Origin of the sequence: Streptomyces sp. Tu 3180 (genome assembly GCF_009852415.1) — a bacterium.
Classification (GTDB): Bacteria; Actinomycetota; Actinomycetes; order Streptomycetales; family Streptomycetaceae; genus Streptomyces.
Map to the genome: position 1 here is coordinate 3829495 of NZ_WOXS01000002.1, position 16344 is coordinate 3845838.

Here is a 16344-nt window from a genome sequence, read left to right on the forward strand (position 1 = left end):
CCCGAGCCGGTCCGGACCCGTCCGCGGTCCGGTCCGCGCCGGGGCCGTTCGGCCGGACAACCGCACCCGGAGCGCCGTCCACGGCGGCGTCAAGGCACTACGTGCCGGGATCTCGGGGCACTATGACGTCGTGGCTACCGCGAGGACACCCCAGGACGCCACCGGGACCGGTGAGTCGAAGGGGGGCAAGGGGATCGGCCGGCGCGTCGGGAAGGGACGGGCGGGCGGCCGCCTCCGCGCGTTCGGACGGGCCCTGCACCTCCCGGTGACCGGAACCGCACGCGGGATCCGCCGGGCGACGCACGCGCACGGAGCCGGGGAGTCCGGACTCGGCAAGCTGATCGAGCTGCACGGGGTGAACGGCGCCGGCGACGTCATGATCACGGTCGCCCTCGCCTCCACCGTCTTCTTCTCGGTGCCGACGGACGAGGCCCGCGGGCGGGTCGCGCTGTACCTGGCGATCACCATGGCGCCGTTCACCCTCCTCGCCCCGGTGATCGGCCCGCTCCTCGACCGCATCCCGCACGGCCGGCGCGCCGCGATGGCCGGCGCGATGCTCGCGCGGGCGCTGCTCGCCCTGGTGCTGTCCGGCGCGGTCGTCACCGGCAGCATCCAGCTGTACCCGGCCGCGCTCGGCGTGCTCGTCGCGTCCAAGGCGTACGGGGTGGTCAGAAGCGCGGTCGTGCCGCGGCTGCTGCCGCCCGCCTTCTCCCTGGTGAAGGCGAACTCGCGGGTCACGCTCGGCGGGCTGCTGGCGACCGGGATCGCCGCGCCGATCGGGGCGGGGCTGCAGCAGATCGGGCCCCGCTGGCCGCTGTACGGAGCCTTCGCGATCTTCGTCGCGGGGATGTTCCTGTCCTTCCGGCTGCCGCCCGCGGTGGACTCCGCCAAGGGCGAGGACACCGCGCTGCTCGCCGCCGACGAGCAGCACCTGCACGGGCCGCACCGCAGCACGGCCAGACGCCCCGGGCTGCGCACGGTCGGCCCCGCCGTCACCCACGCCCTCGGCGCCAACGCCTCCATCCGCTGCCTGTCCGGCTTCCTGATCTTCTTCCTCGCGTTCCTGCTGCGCGAGCACCCGATGACCGGGCAGAGCGCCGCGGTGTCCCTCGGCATCGTGGGCGTGGCGGCGGGCACGGGCAACGCGCTCGGCACGGCGGTCGGGGCCTGGCTCAGGTCCCGCGCCCCGGAGATCATCATCGTGACGGTGGTGGCCTGTGTGCTGGGCGCGGCGATCACGGCCGCGGCGTTCTTCGGCGCGGTGCTGGTGGCGTGCCTGGCCGCGATCGCCGGGTTCGCGCAGGCCCTGGCCAAGCTGTCGCTGGACGCGCTGATCCAGCGGGACGTGCCCGAGCTGGTCCGGACGTCGGCGTTCGCGCGGTCCGAGACGCTGCTGCAGATGTCGTGGGTGCTGGGCGGCGCGATCGGCATCGCGATGCCGCTGATCGGCTCCCTGGGGCTCGCGGTGGGCGCGGCCATCGTCGCCACGGGCTGGCTGACCACCGTCCGCGGGCTGGTCGTCTCCGCCCGGCGCGGGGGCGCGGGACGGGCGCGGGTGGCGTAACGCTCCGGCCACGCCGTACCCCCGCGTGGGAGGAGCGCCGGGCGCGCCCGATAGCCTTCGCCCATGACCACGTTGCCCCGCGGCGCCGCCGCCATGAGTCACCGCGCCGTGCGACGCCGCCGTGCCGTCGCCGCCGTCGGCGCCGTATCCGCCGGACTGCTCGTCCTGTCCGCCTGCGACAAGCCGACCCCGATGGCCACGCTCACCGTGGGCACCTCGTCGGTGAGCTCGGAGGCCACCTGCGGCGGTGAGGGCGAGGCCCTGAAGACCGCCGACCTCAACAAGTGCCTGAAGGACAAGGGCATCGAGGAGATCTCCGTCGACCCCGAGGGCGAGACCGTCCGGTTCGGCGTCGACCCGGAGATCGCCGACAACGGCTGGACCATCCTGATGAACGGCCAGCCCCTGACCGACGCCATCCACAAGACGTACCAGTCGGTCCCGGGCAGCGTGTTCTTCAACGCCCAGTACGGCGCGCAGGGCGACTCGACCCTGGTGTCGATCAAGGAGGGCGAGAGCAACGAGGCCACGGGCCTGTGGTCCTTCCGCCTGAAGAAGGACGAGGACTCCTGACCCGCTCCGCGCCGCGCGTCCTGGTCGCCACCGCGGTCCCCGTCGAACGGGACGCGGTGGCACAGGCGTTCCCCGGCCCTCCGTCGGAGGTGCCGCTGCCCGGCGCGGCCCTGCTGCGCACCCCCACCGGCCCCGACGTCCTCGCCGCCGGTGTCGGCCCCGCCCTCGCCGCCGCCTCCACCGCCGCCGCCCTGACCGCGGCCGCCCTCGACGGCCGCCCCTACGGCCTCGTCGTCAGCGCCGGGATCGCCGGCGGCTTCCCGCCCGACGCTCCCCTCGGCTCCCTCGTCGTCGCCGACGAGATCACCGCGGCCGACCTGGGCGCGGAGACCGCCGACGGGTTCCTGCCGGTCACCGACCTCGGCTTCGGCACCGTCACCCACCGTCCGCCGGCCGCCCTGGTCCGCGACGCCGCCGCCGCGGCCGGCGCGCTCACCGGCACCGTGCTCACCGTGTCGACGGTGACCGGCACCGCCGCCCGCGCCGCCGCGCTCCGCGCCCGCCACCCCCGTGCCCTCGCCGAGGCCATGGAGGGCTTCGGGGTCGCCGAGGCCGCCGCCGCACACGCGGTGCCCGTGCTGGAGGTGCGCGCGGTGTCGAACCCCGTCGGCCCGCGCGACCGCGCGGCCTGGCGCATCGGCGACGCCCTGACCGCCCTCACCGAGGGCTTCGGGAAGCTCGCACCCGTACTGGAGAGTTGGAACCAGCATGACCGCCATGACCAGTGAGCAGCAGCGCCTGCGGATCGCCTACTCCCCCTGCCCGAACGACACCTTCGTCTTCGACGCCCTCGCCCACGGCCGCGTCCCCGGCGCGCCCGCCCTCGACGTCGCCTTCGCCGACATCGACGTCACCAACGGCATGGCCGAGCGCGGCGAGCTCGACGTGCTGAAGGTGTCGTACGCGGTGCTGCCGTACGTCCTCGACGAGTACGCCCTGCTGCCCTGCGGGGGCGCGCTGGGGCGGGGCTGCGGGCCGCTGGTGCTGACCCGGGAGGAGGAGGGCGGGGGCACCTCCCTGCTCGGGCGAGGCGGAGAGCCTGGGGGACTCACCGGGCGTACGGTCGCCGTGCCGAGCGAGCGGTCGACGGCGTACCTGCTGTTCCGGCTGTGGGCGGCGGACGTGGTGCCGGGCGGGGTGGGGAAGATCGTGGTGATGCCGTTCCACGAGATCATGCCCGCCGTACGGGACGGGAGGGTCGACGCGGGGCTCGTCATCCACGAGGCGCGCTTCACGTACCGGAACTACGGGCTGCACAAGCTCGCCGACATGGGCGAGCACTGGGAGCGCACCACCGGGCTGCCGATCCCGCTGGGCGCGATCATCGCCAGGCGGTCGCTCGGCGCGGAGGCGCTGACGCGGCTCGCCGACGCGATCCGCGCGTCCGTGCGGGCGGCCTGGGACGACCCCGGGGTGTCGCGTCCGTACGTCATGGAGCACGCCCAGGAGATGGACCCGGCCGTCGCCGACCAGCACATCGGGCTGTACGTCAACGAGTTCACCGCCGACCTCGGCGAGGACGGCTACGCGGCGGTGCGGGGGCTGCTCACGCGCGCGGCGGCCGAGGGGCTGGTGCCGCCCCTCGGCCCGGACGCGCTGCGGTTCCCCTGAGGGTGCTCCCTAGACGTCCAGCTGGTCGGCGACCGCGCGGAGCAGGCCGGCGATCTTCTTGCCGGCCGCGCGGTCGGGGTAGCGGCCCCGCTCCAGCTGCGGCGTGATGTTCTCCAGCAGGGTCGTCAGGTCCTGGACGATGGAGGCCAGCTCGTCCGGCTTCTTGCGCTGGGCCGCCGCGACCGACGGGGCCGGGTCGAGGAGGGTCAGGGAGAGGGCCTGGTCGCCGCGCTGTCCGGCGACCACGCCGAACTCCACGCGCTGGCCCGGCTTGAGCGTCTCGACTCCGGCGGGGAGGACCGAGGAATGGACGAAGACGTCACCGCCGTCGTCGCGGGAGAGAAAGCCGAAGCCCTTCTCACTGTTGAACCACTTGACCTTGCCGGTGGGCACGTCCGTCCTCGTCCTCGTACTCGTCGGGAAAACTGCTTGATGAAACGGCTCTTGATAGCACTGGGGCGGGCCGTGGTGACCCGCCGGTTCCCAGGCTAATGGTCTTCAGGCCGGAGACAAGACGTCACCCGGTTGTTCCTTCGCGCTGGGAACTACCCTGGTCCGGTGCGTGACAAAACCCAAGCGAATTCCGCCGCGCCCGGTGACGGCCTGGTCCGTACCGGCGCCCTCGTCTTCTTCATCGGCGCCGTGGCCACTCTGGTCACGGTGGCCCCGTTGTTCCTCGGAACGACGCCTTTCCCGACGTACATGTTCGGATTGAGCATGCTCATGGCCGTCGGATTCCTGATGGCCGGTGCGGGTGTCCTGCGCTCGGTCGCGGCGGGGCGCCGTCAGGCGCGGGCCGCGTTGTCGTCCGAGCGGTAGTCCGAAAACCACCGGGGGAATTCCGTCAGACCGGCGAGGACGACGTCCGCGCCGGCCGCGCGCAGTTCCCCGGGACCGAACGGGCCGGTGGCGACCGCGACCGACAGCGCGCCGGCGGTCCGCGCGCCGCGCACGTCGCCCACGTGGTCGCCGACGTAGACGGCCGCGCCGTGCTCGCGCAGCGCGAGCGCCTTCTGCTCGGCCCACAGGTCGCCGATCACGGCGTCCGGCTCGATGCCGAGGTGGGCCAGGTGCAGCTTGGCGTTGGGCTCGTACTTGGCGGTGACGACGACCGCGCGCCCGCCCGCCCCCCGCACCGCCGCGATCGCCCCGCGGGCGCCGGGCAGGGCGGGCGTGGCGGCGACGGCGTACGCCGGGTACATCGCGCGGTACAGCTCCGCCGCCTCCTCGACCCGCTCCGCCGGGAACCAGTGGGCCAGCTCGTCCACGAGCGGCGGCCCCAGCCGGGTGACCGCCAGGTCGGCGTCGATGTACGTACCGGTCCGCGCGGCGAGCGCCCGGTAGCAGGCGCGGATCCCGGGCCGGGAGTCGATGAGCGTCATGTCGAGGTCGAACCCGACGGTGGGCGCGGGGCGGGTCGTGGAGGCCATGCGAGCCATTGTGCCGGGGCACCGCGGAGCACCTGCCGGGACGGCCTCGGGCACCTCGCCGGACCGTGCGCGGGGCACCTCGACGGCCCGTGCCGCACCGGCGGTGCGGCACGGCGCGGACGGGAGGGCCCGGGCGTCAGCCGCGGGGGCCGCGGGCCCGCCACACCAGGTAGAGCGCGGAGGCGACGGCCGCCGCGCGCAGCACCCACGGCCAGGTCTCGGCGACCGCGTCGCTCATGTGGCCCTGGGCGATCGGCGCTCCCCAGCGCCCGTCCGTACGGCCCCACAGCCACACGACGCCGGCCGCGGCGACCAGCCCCGGCAGTCCCAGCACCGCCCACTTGGCCTGCGCCGGGGTCAGGCGGCGGGAGAGGTGGACGATCAGCCAGCCGAGGATCAGCGCGGGGAGGCTGCCGAGCGCGGCGCCCGCGACCAGCAGGCCCGCGGCGAGCAGGAGCAGCGGGTTGTTCCAGCCGCCGGAGGGGAGGCGGGGGCGCAGCAGGCGGCGCCGGGGAGTCCCGGCCCCGGCCTCCTCCACGGCCGGAGCGGCCGGTTCGGGGGCCGCCTCCTCCTCCGGCGCGTCCTTCGTCCTCGGGGGCCTGAGCAGTTCCGGGATCTCCACACCGCCCACGAAGCCGGGCACCTCGTCGCCCACGCCGAAGGGGCTGTCGTCCACCCGCCACCAGTCGGGCCGGCCGGTGCCGTCCCCGAGCTCGTCCGCGCCGGCCCGGTGCGGCGGGGACGGCGCCCCGGAGGGGGCCGGGTCCGGTTCCCCGGCCGGGCGGGGGCGGGGGACGGCACGGCGCAGGAAGCCCTTCGGGCGGCCGCCCGCACCGTCGGCCGGCGAGCCGGAACCGGCCGGTTCGCGGTCCCGCTGGGCCGGGACGGCGGCGGGCGGGGCGGCGGCGGGCGGGGCGGGCGCGCCCGCGTCGGGACCGGCGGCGTCCGTGGCCGCCGTGACGACCTCGTCCGGGGTGCCGAGGCGGGCGATGATGCGGCGGACGGCGGCGGGGGAGTCCACCACCGCCTTCGCGCGGCGCCGGTCGATCTCGTCGCGCAGTCCGGCGACCAGACGCATGCGGGCCGCCGACGGCAGCTGCCGCTGCTGCGCCACGTCGCCGACGCGGCTCAGGTACTCGTAGACGACCTGGTCACTCTCGATACCCACGAAGTCCCCTCCGGGGCGGATGCGTTGGGGGCGCCCGTCGCACGACGGTACCGCCGACCGTACCCCGAGTCCGGCCGGCCGTCCCAACTCCACGCCCCGCACCGGCGCACCCACCCGCTACCGTGAGGCGGATGAGCACCGAGGAGAAGCCCGCGGCGGCCCCCCGATCCCTCGCGGAGGCCCTTCGGGAGCGGGACGACGCCTCCCTGGCCGCGCTCCTGCGCAGCCGGCCGGACCTCATCACGCCCGTTCCCGCCGACCTCACCCAGCTCGCCACCCGGGCCGGCACCCGCGCCTCGGTCGTCCGGGCGCTGGAGCGGCTGGACCGGTTCGCGCTGCAGACGGCCCAGGCGCTGGCCGTGGCGGCGGACCCGGCGACGTACGGGGAGCTGCTCGGGCTGCTGGCGGGCGACGACGGCGATCCGGCGGTCGCCGCCGCGCTGCCGCACACGCTCGGCACCCTGCGCGAGCAGGCCCTGGTGTGGGGCGGCGACGACCGGCTGCGGCTGGTGCGCACCGCCCGTGAACTGCTGTCGCCGTCGCCGCAGCACCCGTCGCCCACGGGGCTCGGCCCCTCGGTGCAGGAGGCCACCGCCGGGATGTCGCCGGGGCGGATCCAGGAGATCGTGGCGACGGCGGGGCTGCCGTCCACGCACGACTCCGTCTCCGCCGTCGCCTCCCTCACCGCCCTGTTCCGCGACCGGACGCGGATGGCCGCGCTGCTCGACCAGGCGCCGCACGAGTCCGTGGAGGTGCTGGACCGGCTGGTCTGGGGCCCGCCGTACGGGCAGGTCACCGCCGATCCCGCGCCCCGGCTGCGCTGGCTGCTGGACCGGGGGCTGCTGCTGCCGACGGCGCCCGGGACGGTCGTCCTGCCGCGCGAGGTCGCCCTGCACCTGCGGGGCGGGCGCGCGCACCGCGTGCCGGAGCCGGTGCCGCCGGCCGTCGAGGCCGCCGCCACCCACCGTCCGCAGGTCGTGGACGCGACGGCGGCCGGGCAGGCGTACGCGGCGCTGGCGACCGTGGAGGAGCTGCTGAAGGACTGGGACGAGGGCGGTCCGGCGGTGCTGCGGGCCGGGGGCCTGAGCGTGCGGGACCTGAAGCGGACCGCCGTCGCCCTGGACGTGCCGGAGCCGGTGGCCGCGTTCTGGGTGGAACTCGCCTACGCCGCCGGTCTGCTGGCCTCCGACGGGGAGGCGGACGAGCGGTACGCGGCCACCCCGGCGTACGACGAGTGGCGCGAGCGGCCCGCCGCCGAGCGCTGGGCGCGGCTGGTGACGGCGTGGCTGGCGGCGACGCGGACGGCCGGGCTGGTCGGCGGGCGGGACGCGAAGGACCGTACGTTGTCGGCGCTGGGGCCGGGGCTGGACCGGTCGGCGGCGCCCGAGGTGCGGCACCGGGTGCTGGCGCTGCTGGCCGGGCTGCCGGAGGGGGCCGCCGCGGACCCCGGTTCGGTGCTGGCCCGGCTGCGGTGGGAGCGCCCGCCGCGCGGCGGGCGGGGCGGCGCGTGGGGCGCGCCGGCCGAGAGGGGGCGCGGCACGGGACGCCCGCCGGCGGAGGCCGCGGGCGGTCCCGCGGCCGACGGCGGCGGGGACGATCCGCGCTCGCGGATCGCCCTGTGGACCCTCGACGAGGCCGAGATGCTGGGGATCACCGGGCGCGGCGCCCTGTCCGCGCACGGGCGGGCCCTGCTCGGGGCTCCCGCGCCCCGGCATCCGGAGGCGGAACCGGAGGGGCCGGGCGACAAGCTGCCCTTCCACCACCGGCCCGTGCCGCCGCCGGCCCCGCTCTCCCCCGCCGAACAGGCCACGGCCGCGGCCGCCGCCGCCCGCCTGCTCGCGCCGCTGCTGCCCGAACCGCTGGACCACGTGCTCCTCCAGGCCGACCTGACGGCGGTGGCGCCGGGCCCGTTGCAGCGGCCGCTCGCCGAGGTGCTGGGCGTGCTGGCGGACGTGGAGTCGAAGGGTGGCGCGACCGTCTACCGGTTCACGCCCGGCTCGGTGCGGCGCGCCCTGGACGCCGGGCGGACCGCCGCCGACCTGCACGCCTTCCTCGCCGCGCACTCCCGTACGCCGGTGCCGCAGCCGCTCGCGTACCTCATCGACGACGTGGCCCGCAGGCACGGGCAGCTGCGGGTGGGCGCCGCCTCGGCGTACGTGCGCTGCGACGACGACGCGGTGCTCGGCGAGATCCTCGCCGACAAGCGGGCCGCCGGGCTGGGGCTGCGCCGGCTGGCGCCGACCGTGCTGGCCGCGCAGGCCGATCCGGCCGGCCTGCTGGAGGGGCTGCGCGCGATGGGGTTCGCGCCGGCCGCCGAGTCCGCCGAGGGCGACGTCCTGGTCACCCGCGCCGACGCCCGCCGCACCCCGCCGCGCTCGGCGCCCGAGCCGGTCCCGGACGGGCCCCCGGTGCCCGACGACACCCTGCTCGCGGCGGCGATCCGGGCCGTCCGCGCCGGCGACCGCGCCTCCACCGCCACGATCAGGACGCCCGCCGGCGACCGGACCGCGGGCGGCGAGCTGCCGCGCACCGCGGCCGCCGAGACCCTCGCCACCCTGCAGGCGGCCGTCCTCACCGGCGAGGCGCTGTGGATCGGCTACGTCAACGCCGAGGGCGCGGCGAGCCGGCGCGTGATCGCCCCGGTCCGCGTCGAGGGCGGCTTCGTCACGGGGTACGACCACACCGCCGACGGGATGCGGACGTATCCGCTGCACCGGATCACCGGGGTCGCCGAACTCGCGGACGACGAGGGCTGACACTTCCGGGTGTACGGCGGACTTCATGCACGCCACGCCGGGCCGTTCCCCCCGATGAGCGAGGTTCGCGGCGCGTCCGCATCCCGCCGCGGACCGCTGGGCAGCCAACGGGTGTCCTGAACGGGACCGGAGACCACCGGCTCCCGTTCGCGCACAACAGGAAGGAAGTCCTCATGCGTGCCGTTCGTCGTGCCGCCGCCGTTCTGACGTCCACCGTCGCGCTGCTCGGAGCATTCGCCACCGAGGCCGCCGCGTTCGGCATCGACCTCGGTGGAGGCGTGACCTTCTGACGCGTCCCCCGGTCTGACACTCTCCGTTCTCGTGTTCACAGCGGGCCGGTCCCCGTCCCCGGGACCGGCCCGTCCCCGTCGGCCGTCCGAAGCGCGGAAACCGGCCGTCCGAAGTCCCGTGACGTCCGATGCGCAAGGGCGTCCGGAACCCAGAGACGTGCGAAGCCGGTGACGTCCGAAGCCCCGTGACATTCGAAGCCCCGTGACATTCGAAGCCCCGTGACGTTCGAAGTGCAGTGAAAGGTGTGCCGTGCGTTCGAAGATCCGCTTCCGTCCCCGTACCGCCCTCGCCGTCTGTCTCGCCTCCGTGGCGCTCACCGCGGTGCTCGCCCCCGCCGCCGCCGCGCTGCCGCTGCCCCTTCCGGCCGTCGGCGAGGGGGTGGCCGTCGAGGGCCCGCTGGTGAACAACCTCACGCTGCCCGCACTCAAGTAGCCCGGTCCGCTCGGGACACCGGGAGCGGGTCATCGGGCAGACTGGACGTTTGGCCGTGCTGTGCCCGTGCCGGGCCCGTCAGCAGAAAGGCAGCCACGCGTGAACGGTCCGCTCATCGTCCAGTCCGACAAGACCCTCCTCCTCGAGGTCGACCACGAGCAGGCCGACGACTGCCGTCGTGCCATCGCGCCGTTCGCCGAGCTGGAGCGGGCGCCCGAGCACATCCACACCTACCGGGTGACCCCGCTCGGCCTGTGGAACGCGCGGGCGGCCGGGCACGACGCCGAACAGGTCGTCGACGCGCTGGTGCAGTACAGCCGCTATCCGGTGCCGCACGCGCTGCTCGTGGACATCGCCGACACCATGGACCGCTACGGCCGGCTCAGCCTGGTCAAGCACCCGGCGCACGGTCTCGTCCTCACCAGCACCGACCGGCCGGTGCTGGAGGAGGTGCTGCGCTCCAAGCGGATCGCCCCCCTCGTCGGCGCCCGCATCGACCCGGACACCGTCGTCGTGCACCCCTCGGAGCGGGGGCAGATCAAGCAGGTGCTGCTGAAGCTGGGCTGGCCCGCCGAGGACCTCGCCGGGTACGTGGACGGCGAGGCGCACCCGATCGAGCTGCGCGAGGAGGGGTGGAAGCTGCGGCCGTACCAGAAGCAGGCCGTGGAGAACTTCTGGCACGGCGGCTCCGGCGTGGTGGTCCTCCCCTGCGGCGCGGGCAAGACGCTGGTCGGCGCCGGTTCGATGGCGCAGGCGAAGTCCACCACGCTGATCCTGGTCACCAACACCGTCTCGGCCCGCCAGTGGAAGCACGAGCTGGTGCGGCGGACCTCGCTGACCGAGGACGAGATCGGTGAGTACAGCGGGACGAAGAAGGAGATCCGCCCCGTCACCATCGCCACCTACCAGGTGCTGACGACCAGGCGGAAGGGCGTCTACCCCCACCTGGAGCTGTTCGACTCCCGCGACTGGGGACTGATCCTCTACGACGAGGTGCACCTGCTGCCCGCCCCCGTCTTCAAGTTCACGGCGGATCTGCAGGCGCGGCGGCGGCTCGGGCTGACGGCGACGCTGGTGCGCGAGGACGGCCGCGAGTCGGACGTGTTCTCGCTGATCGGGCCCAAGCGGTTCGACGCCCCGTGGAAGGAGATCGAGGCTCAGGGCTACATCGCCCCGGCCGACTGCGTGGAGGTCCGGGTCAGCCTCACCGACTCCGAGCGGCTGGCGTACGCCACCGCCGAGACGGAGGAGAAGTACCGCTTCTGCGCGACGACCGCGACCAAGCGGAAGGTGACGGAGGCGATCGTCCGGCGCTTCGCCGGCCAGCAGATCCTCGTCATCGGGCAGTACATCGACCAGCTGGACGAACTGGGCGAGCACCTGAACGCGCCGGTGATCAAGGGCGAGACGTCGAACGCCCAGCGGGAGAAGCTGTTCGACGCGTTCCGGGAGGGCGAGATCAGCGTGCTGGTCGTGTCCAAGGTCGCGAACTTCTCGATCGACCTGCCGGAGGCGACGGTGGCGATCCAGGTGTCGGGCACCTTCGGGTCGCGGCAGGAGGAGGCCCAGCGGCTCGGCCGGGTGCTGCGGCCGAAGGCGGACGGGCACCAGGCCCACTTCTACTCCGTGGTCGCCCGGGACACCCTCGACCAGGACTTCGCGGCGCACCGCCAGCGGTTCCTGGCGGAGCAGGGGTACGCGTACCGGATCATGGACGCGGACGAGCTCCTCGCCGAGAGCTGAGCGGACGGGCGGGCGTCCTACCTGCGGCGCACGCCCGCCTCCTCGCCGTACTCGCCGAGGACGACCACGTCGAAGGCGGCGCCGAGGAACACCCTCACGGCGTGCAGGGCGTCGCCGAGGCGGTGCGGGTGGCTGCCCCGGACCGGTGCGGCGCCGGTCGGCCGGACCGGCGGCGGGACTGGGTGGACGGTCGCTGCGCTCATGTCCCCAGGGTGACTCTTCGGGCATGCGGCGGGCATCGGTCCGAGGGCCCGGTCCGCACGGCCCGCGCGTACGCCTCCGGGACGAGCCGTCCCCCTCGGGCAGGGCGGGGTCTCCCCTAGGGGGTGTCGTTCGGATCGGGCCGGCTCCGGGCAACGGTGCCCTGCGGACCGACCCGAGCGGGGTCTGGTGCGCGCGGACGCAAGGCGGAGGAGGGCGCCAGGGCGGAGCCCCGGCAACCGACGACAACGCCGCAGATGCGCGTGCCGGGCCCCGCGGCCCCGGCAAGATCCAAACGGCACCCCCTAGGCGGGCGGCGGGGCCCGCCCGAGGCGCCGGGGCCGCGACCGGTGGGCCGGCGGCCCGGTCCGCGGTGGGCGGGCAGGCCGGCGGCCCGGTCCGCGCCGGGCGCTCAGCGGCCGATCGTGTCGAGCGCGGCGAGGTCCTCCCCGGACAGGGTGAGGCCCGCTCCGGCGATGTTCTCCCGCAGGTGCGCCACCGACGAGGTCCCGGGGATCAGCAGGATGTTGGGGGACCGGTGCAGCAGCCAGGCGAGGGCGACCGACATCGGGCGGGTGCCGTGCCGGGCGGCCACGGCCGAGAGCGTGGCGGACTGCAGGGGCGTGAAACCGCCGAGGGGGAAGAACGGCACGTAGGCGACGCCCTGTTCGGCGAGCCGGTCGACGAGGTCGTCGTCCTGGCGGTGGGCGAGGTTGTAGTGGTTCTGCACGCAGACGAACGGGGCGATGGCCTGCGCCTCGGCGATCTGGTCGGCGGTCGCGTTGCTCAGGCCGAGGTGGCGGATCAGGCCCTGCCGCTGGAGCTCGACGAGGGTCTCGTACGCCTTCGCGAGCGAGCCCGGCCGGGGCCCCGAGGCGTCGCCGAGCCGCAGGTTCACCAGGTCCAGCGTCTCGACGCCGAGGTTCTCCAGGTTGTCGTGGACGGACCGGCGCAGGTCGTCCGGCTCCCGGGCCGGGGGCCAGCCGCCCTCGGCGTCGCGGTGCGCGCCGACCTTGGTGACGATGTGCAGCGAGCCGGGGTAGGGGTGCAGCGCCTCACGGATCAGCCGGTTGGTGACGTGCGGTCCGTAGGCGTCGGCGGTGTCGATGTGGGTGATGCCGAGGCGCACGGCCTCGCGCAGCACCGCGAGCGCGCCGTCGTGATCGGCCGGCGGCCCCGTCACGCCCGGTCCCGCCAGTTGCATGGCCCCGTATCCGAACCGGGTGACGGTCAGGTCGCCCATCGTCCAGGTGCCGCCGGGGAGAGGTGTGGTCCGAGTGCTCATGCCCCCACCGTCCACGCCGGCGGCCGGTCCGCCCAGGTCCCCGCCGATCCTGGGAGTGACAGGGCCAGGGACGAACCGCCCCGCGCGCCTACGATGGAGCGCATGTCTGAGGAGAACCGGCTCGGTGACTACCTCCGGGCGCGCCGGGATCTGGTGACCCCCGCGGACATGGGGCTGCCGGCGCACGGAGTACGCCGGGTGCCGGGGCTGCGCCGTGAGGAGGTCGCCCTGCTCGCCGGCATCAGCTCCGACTACTACCTGCGGCTGGAGCAGGGCCGCGACCGCAATCCGTCGGCGCAGGTCCTCGACGCGCTCGCCCGGGTGTTCCGGCTCGACGACACCGCCACGGCCTACCTCCACCAGCTCGCCGCGCCCCGGCCCCGTGCCCGCCGCCGGACCCGGCGCCCGTCCGTCCCGCCGGCCACGGCGCAGCTCCTGGAGTCGATCGGGCTGCCGGCGTTCGTGACGGACCGGGCCCTCGACGTGATCGCGGTCAATCCGCTCGCCTCCGCGCTGGTCCCGGGCGTGCGGGTGGGGGAGAACCGGCTCCGCTCGTTCTTCCTCGATCCCGCCGAGCGGGCCCTGCACGCGGACTGGGACCGCACGGCGGCCCAGTGCGTCGCCGTCTTCCGCAGGCGGCTCGGGTCCGACGCCGACGACCCGCGGGTCGTCCGGCTCGTCGGTGAACTCTCCCTGGCGAGCGCCGAGTTCCGCAGGGTGTGGGCACGCCACGACGTGCGGCCGGTCGTCGACAAGCCGATCCGGATGAACCACCCCCAGGTCGGCGGGCTGAGCCTCACCCTGTCCAAGCTGGACGTCGACGGCCCCGACGGCCTGATGCTCGCCGCCTACCACGCCGCGCCGGGCACCGAGGACGCCGAACGGCTGGCCCTGCTCGCCTCGCTGACCACGGGACCGGCACGGCGGCCGGCCGACGCTCCCGGCGCGCGGACGGTGCACGGCTCGCCCGGTGCGCGCTGACCGGCGGCGCGGTCGCGCGCCCGCCGCGCCCCCCGTCCGGGGTGAAAACCGTTTGGACCCCACCGGCCGGACGTCCTAGAATCGCCGCTCTTGCCCGCCTCCCCTCACGGAGCGCCGCCGCCCGGACGGAAACCGGCCGGCATCCCGCAGCCACCCCAGCAGGTTCCCGGAGGCACCCCTGTGTCCGCGCCCATGCCCGCAGCCGAGCCCGTCGAGCCCGTGGCCGACGACGACCCCCTCTCCCGCGAGCGCGCCCACCTCGCCGCGTCCCGTGCCGCCCTGCGCGCGATGCGCGAGGACGTGGAGTCCCTCGACATCAGCGACGTCACCGCCAACTGGGTCAACGCGGCCGTACTGGAACGCCAGATCGAGGAGCGCGTCAAGGCGCTGGCCGACCTCAGCGACACCCCGCTGTTCTTCGGCCGCCTCGACTACCTGCACGACCCCGGCGCGGAGCAGGCCGAAGGGGGGCGGGAACCGGAGGGGCACGAAGCGCCTTCCGGACCGGAAGGGCGGGAGGAGACGGGCGGGCGCTTCTATATCGGGCGGCGGCACGTGCACGACGCGGGCGGCGACCCGATGGTGATCGACTGGCGGGCGCCGGTCTCGCAGCCGTTCTACCGGGCGTCCAGGAAGGACCCGATGGACGTCGCGCTGCGCCGCCGCTTCGGCTACACCGGCGGCGCCCTCACCGCGTACGAGGACGAGCACCTGTCCGACCCGGCCGAGGCCGCGACCACCAGCAAGCTGCTCCAGCAGGAGATCGAGCGTCCCCGCGTCGGCCCGATGCGGGACATCGTCGCCACGATCCAGCCGGAGCAGGACGAGATCGTACGGTCCGGGCTGGCGGGCAGCGTGTGCGTGCAGGGAGGTCCCGGCACCGGGAAGACCGCCGTCGGCCTGCACCGGGTGGCCTATCTGCTGTACGCCCACCGCGAGCGGCTGGCCCGCACCGGCACGCTGGTCGTCGGGCCGAACCGGTCCTTCCTGCACTACATCGAGCAGGTGCTGCCGGCGCTGGGCGAGCTGACGGTCGCGCAGGCCACCGTGGACGACCTGGTGGCGCAGCACGTCGAGGTGCGCGGGACGGACGACGCCGCGGCGGCGGTCGTCAAGGGCGACGCCCGGATGGCCGAGGTGCTGAGGCGGGCCCTCTACTCCCACGTCACGCTGCCCACCGAGCCGGTCGTGGTGGTGCGCGGCTCGCGGCGCTGGCGGGTTCCGGCGTACGAACTGGAGGACATCGTCCGGCAGTTGCTGGAGCGCGGCATCCGCTACGGCGCCGCCCGCGAGGCGCTGCCGCAGCGCATCGCGCACGCGGTGCTGGTGCAGATGGAGCGGGCCGGCGAGGCGCCGGACGACCGGGTGCAGGACGCGGTGGCCCGCAACAGCGCGGTGAAGGCGGCGGTGAAGACGATCTGGCCGGCGGTCGACCCGGCGAAGCTGGTGCTGCGGCTGCTGGGCGACCCGGAGTTCCTGGCGGAGCACGCGCGCGGGCTGCTCGACGAGCAGGAACAGAAGACGATCCTGTGGGCCGGGCCCGCGCGGTCGGTGAGGTCGGCGAAGTTCTCGCCCGCGGACGCGGTGCTGGTCGACGAGGCGGCCGACCTCGTCCGGCGCACCCCCTCCCTCGGGCACGTGGTGCTCGACGAGGCGCAGGACCTGTCCCCCATGCAGTACCGGGCGGTGGGCCGGCGCTGCACCACCGGCTCGGCGACCGTCCTCGGCGACCTGGCCCAGGGCACCACGCCGTGGGCGACGCGGAGCTGGGAGGAGGCGCTGGAGCACCTGGGCAAGCGGGACGCGGTGATCGAGGAGCTGACGGCCGGTTTCCGCGTGCCGACGGACGTCATCACGTACGCCTCCCGGCTGCTCCCGCACATCGCGCCGGGTCTGACGCCGGTGGCCTCGATCCGTGAGAACCCGGGCTTCTTCGAGGTCCGCCGGGTCGGGGGACCCGGAGACGTGGTCGCCGCCTGCCGCGAACTGCTGCGCCACGAGGGCTCGGTCGGCCTGATCGCCGCGGACGCCCGGATCCCGGAGCTGGCGCAGGAGCTGGCGGCGGCCTCGGTCGCCTCGGTCGCCCCCGGCGAGGAGACGACCCGGGACACCCGGCTGACCCTGGTCCCGGCGTCCCTGGCGAAGGGCCTGGAGTACGACTACGTGGTCCTGGACGAGCCCCGGGCCGTGGTCGACGGCGAACCCGACGAACGCACCGGTCTGCGCCGCCTGTACGTGGCCCTGACCCGAGCGGTCTCCGGGCTGATCGTGACGCACGCGGCCCCCCTGCCGGAGCAACTGGCCTGACC

General features: G+C 75.2%; 15 protein-coding genes. 10 read left to right on the forward strand and 5 right to left on the reverse strand.

The genetic code is table 11. The features are described from left to right. The first annotated feature begins 130 nt into the window (after positions 1 to 130). The 4 genes from GL259_RS18015 (at position 131) to GL259_RS18030 (ending at position 3748) form a co-directional block, all read left to right on the forward strand. Positions 131 to 1564 (forward strand): MFS transporter, encoded by a 1434-nt coding sequence (locus GL259_RS18015; RefSeq protein WP_159534055.1) that lies wholly within the window; start codon positions 131 to 133, stop codon positions 1562 to 1564. A gap of 108 nt (positions 1565 to 1672) precedes the next feature. After that, entirely contained in the window at positions 1673 to 2137 is a 465-nt protein-coding gene (locus GL259_RS18020) for a DUF2771 domain-containing protein (protein WP_159538733.1), read from the forward strand. After that, positions 2101 to 2865: a futalosine hydrolase gene (locus tag GL259_RS18025; RefSeq protein WP_208026486.1), complete on the forward strand. Its 765-nt coding sequence runs from the start codon at positions 2101 to 2103 to the stop codon at positions 2863 to 2865. The genes GL259_RS18020 and GL259_RS18025 overlap by 37 nt, the downstream gene beginning before the upstream one ends. Further along, entirely contained in the window at positions 2855 to 3748 is an 894-nt protein-coding gene (locus GL259_RS18030) for a 1,4-dihydroxy-6-naphthoate synthase (protein ID WP_159534057.1), read from the forward strand. The genes GL259_RS18025 and GL259_RS18030 overlap by 11 nt, the downstream gene beginning before the upstream one ends. 9 nt (positions 3749 to 3757) lie before the next feature. Here the strand turns inward: GL259_RS18030 and GL259_RS18035 are convergent, their stop codons facing one another. Continuing rightward, entirely contained in the window at positions 3758 to 4141 is a 384-nt protein-coding gene (locus GL259_RS18035) for a cold-shock protein (RefSeq protein WP_159534059.1), read from the reverse strand. A 165-nt stretch (positions 4142 to 4306) separates the two neighbouring features. Here GL259_RS18035 and GL259_RS18040 point away from each other — a divergent pair, with 165 nt between their 5' ends. After that, positions 4307 to 4567 (forward strand): hypothetical protein, encoded by a 261-nt coding sequence (locus tag GL259_RS18040; protein WP_159534061.1) that lies wholly within the window; start codon positions 4307 to 4309, stop codon positions 4565 to 4567. Here GL259_RS18040 and GL259_RS18045 read toward each other — a convergent pair. Beyond that, complete coding sequence (locus GL259_RS18045; protein WP_159534063.1) at positions 4534 to 5178, reverse strand: haloacid dehalogenase-like hydrolase; 645 nt, start codon at positions 5176 to 5178, stop codon at positions 4534 to 4536. The genes GL259_RS18040 and GL259_RS18045 overlap by 34 nt on opposite strands. A gap of 136 nt (positions 5179 to 5314) precedes the next feature. After that, positions 5315 to 6346 (reverse strand): hypothetical protein, encoded by a 1032-nt coding sequence (locus tag GL259_RS18050; RefSeq protein WP_159534065.1) that lies wholly within the window; start codon positions 6344 to 6346, stop codon positions 5315 to 5317. Positions 6347 to 6477: 131 nt separating this feature from the next. Between GL259_RS18050 and GL259_RS18055 the strand changes: the two genes are divergently transcribed. The 3 genes from GL259_RS18055 (at position 6478) to GL259_RS18065 (ending at position 11568) form a co-directional block, all read left to right on the forward strand. Further along, the gene (locus GL259_RS18055; RefSeq protein ID WP_159534067.1) at positions 6478 to 9102 is read left to right on the forward strand and encodes a helicase C-terminal domain-containing protein; all 2625 of its coding nucleotides are present in this window, start codon (positions 6478 to 6480) and stop codon (positions 9100 to 9102) included. A 540-nt stretch (positions 9103 to 9642) separates the two neighbouring features. Next, positions 9643 to 9825: a hypothetical protein gene (locus tag GL259_RS18060; RefSeq protein ID WP_159534069.1), complete on the forward strand. Its 183-nt coding sequence runs from the start codon at positions 9643 to 9645 to the stop codon at positions 9823 to 9825. A 99-nt stretch (positions 9826 to 9924) separates the two neighbouring features. Then, positions 9925 to 11568, forward strand: a complete 1644-nt coding sequence (locus GL259_RS18065; RefSeq protein WP_159534071.1) for a DNA repair helicase XPB — start codon at positions 9925 to 9927, stop codon at positions 11566 to 11568. 17 nt (positions 11569 to 11585) lie between these two features. Here GL259_RS18065 and GL259_RS18070 read toward each other — a convergent pair whose 3' ends face one another. Together GL259_RS18070 and GL259_RS18075 are read right to left on the reverse strand one after the other, a co-directional pair. Next, entirely contained in the window at positions 11586 to 11771 is a 186-nt protein-coding gene (locus GL259_RS18070; protein WP_208026487.1) for a hypothetical protein, read from the reverse strand. Between the two features lie 410 nt (positions 11772 to 12181). Next, positions 12182 to 13054 (reverse strand): aldo/keto reductase family oxidoreductase, encoded by an 873-nt coding sequence (locus GL259_RS18075; protein ID WP_159534075.1) that lies wholly within the window; start codon positions 13052 to 13054, stop codon positions 12182 to 12184. 93 nt (positions 13055 to 13147) lie between these two features. Here GL259_RS18075 and GL259_RS18080 point away from each other — a divergent pair, with 93 nt between their 5' ends. Further along, positions 13148 to 14035 carry a helix-turn-helix transcriptional regulator gene (locus tag GL259_RS18080; protein WP_159534077.1) on the forward strand — a complete coding sequence of 296 codons (888 nt, stop codon included), beginning with the start codon at positions 13148 to 13150 and terminating at the stop codon, positions 14033 to 14035. 192 nt (positions 14036 to 14227) lie between these two features. After that, positions 14228 to 16342 carry an ATP-binding domain-containing protein gene (locus GL259_RS18085; RefSeq protein ID WP_159534079.1) on the forward strand — a complete coding sequence of 705 codons (2115 nt, stop codon included), beginning with the start codon at positions 14228 to 14230 and terminating at the stop codon, positions 16340 to 16342. Positions 16343 to 16344 lie beyond the last annotated feature (2 nt).

Excerpts from the sequence above, each read along its gene's own strand:
- GL259_RS18055 (WP_159534067.1), top strand. The coding sequence starts at position 6,478 with ATGAGCACCGAGGAGAAGCCCGCGGCGGCCCCCCGATCCCTCGCGGAG.
- GL259_RS18070 (WP_208026487.1), bottom strand. The coding sequence starts at position 11,771 with ATGAGCGCAGCGACCGTCCACCCAGTCCCGCCGCCGGTCCGGCCGACC.
- GL259_RS18045 (WP_159534063.1), bottom strand. The coding sequence starts at position 5,178 with ATGGCCTCCACGACCCGCCCCGCGCCCACCGTCGGGTTCGACCTCGAC.
- GL259_RS18085 (WP_159534079.1), top strand. The coding sequence starts at position 14,228 with ATGCCCGCAGCCGAGCCCGTCGAGCCCGTGGCCGACGACGACCCCCTC.
- GL259_RS18030 (WP_159534057.1), top strand. The coding sequence starts at position 2,855 with ATGACCAGTGAGCAGCAGCGCCTGCGGATCGCCTACTCCCCCTGCCCG.
- GL259_RS18075 (WP_159534075.1), bottom strand. The coding sequence starts at position 13,054 with ATGAGCACTCGGACCACACCTCTCCCCGGCGGCACCTGGACGATGGGC.
- GL259_RS18080 (WP_159534077.1), top strand. The coding sequence starts at position 13,148 with ATGGAGCGCATGTCTGAGGAGAACCGGCTCGGTGACTACCTCCGGGCG.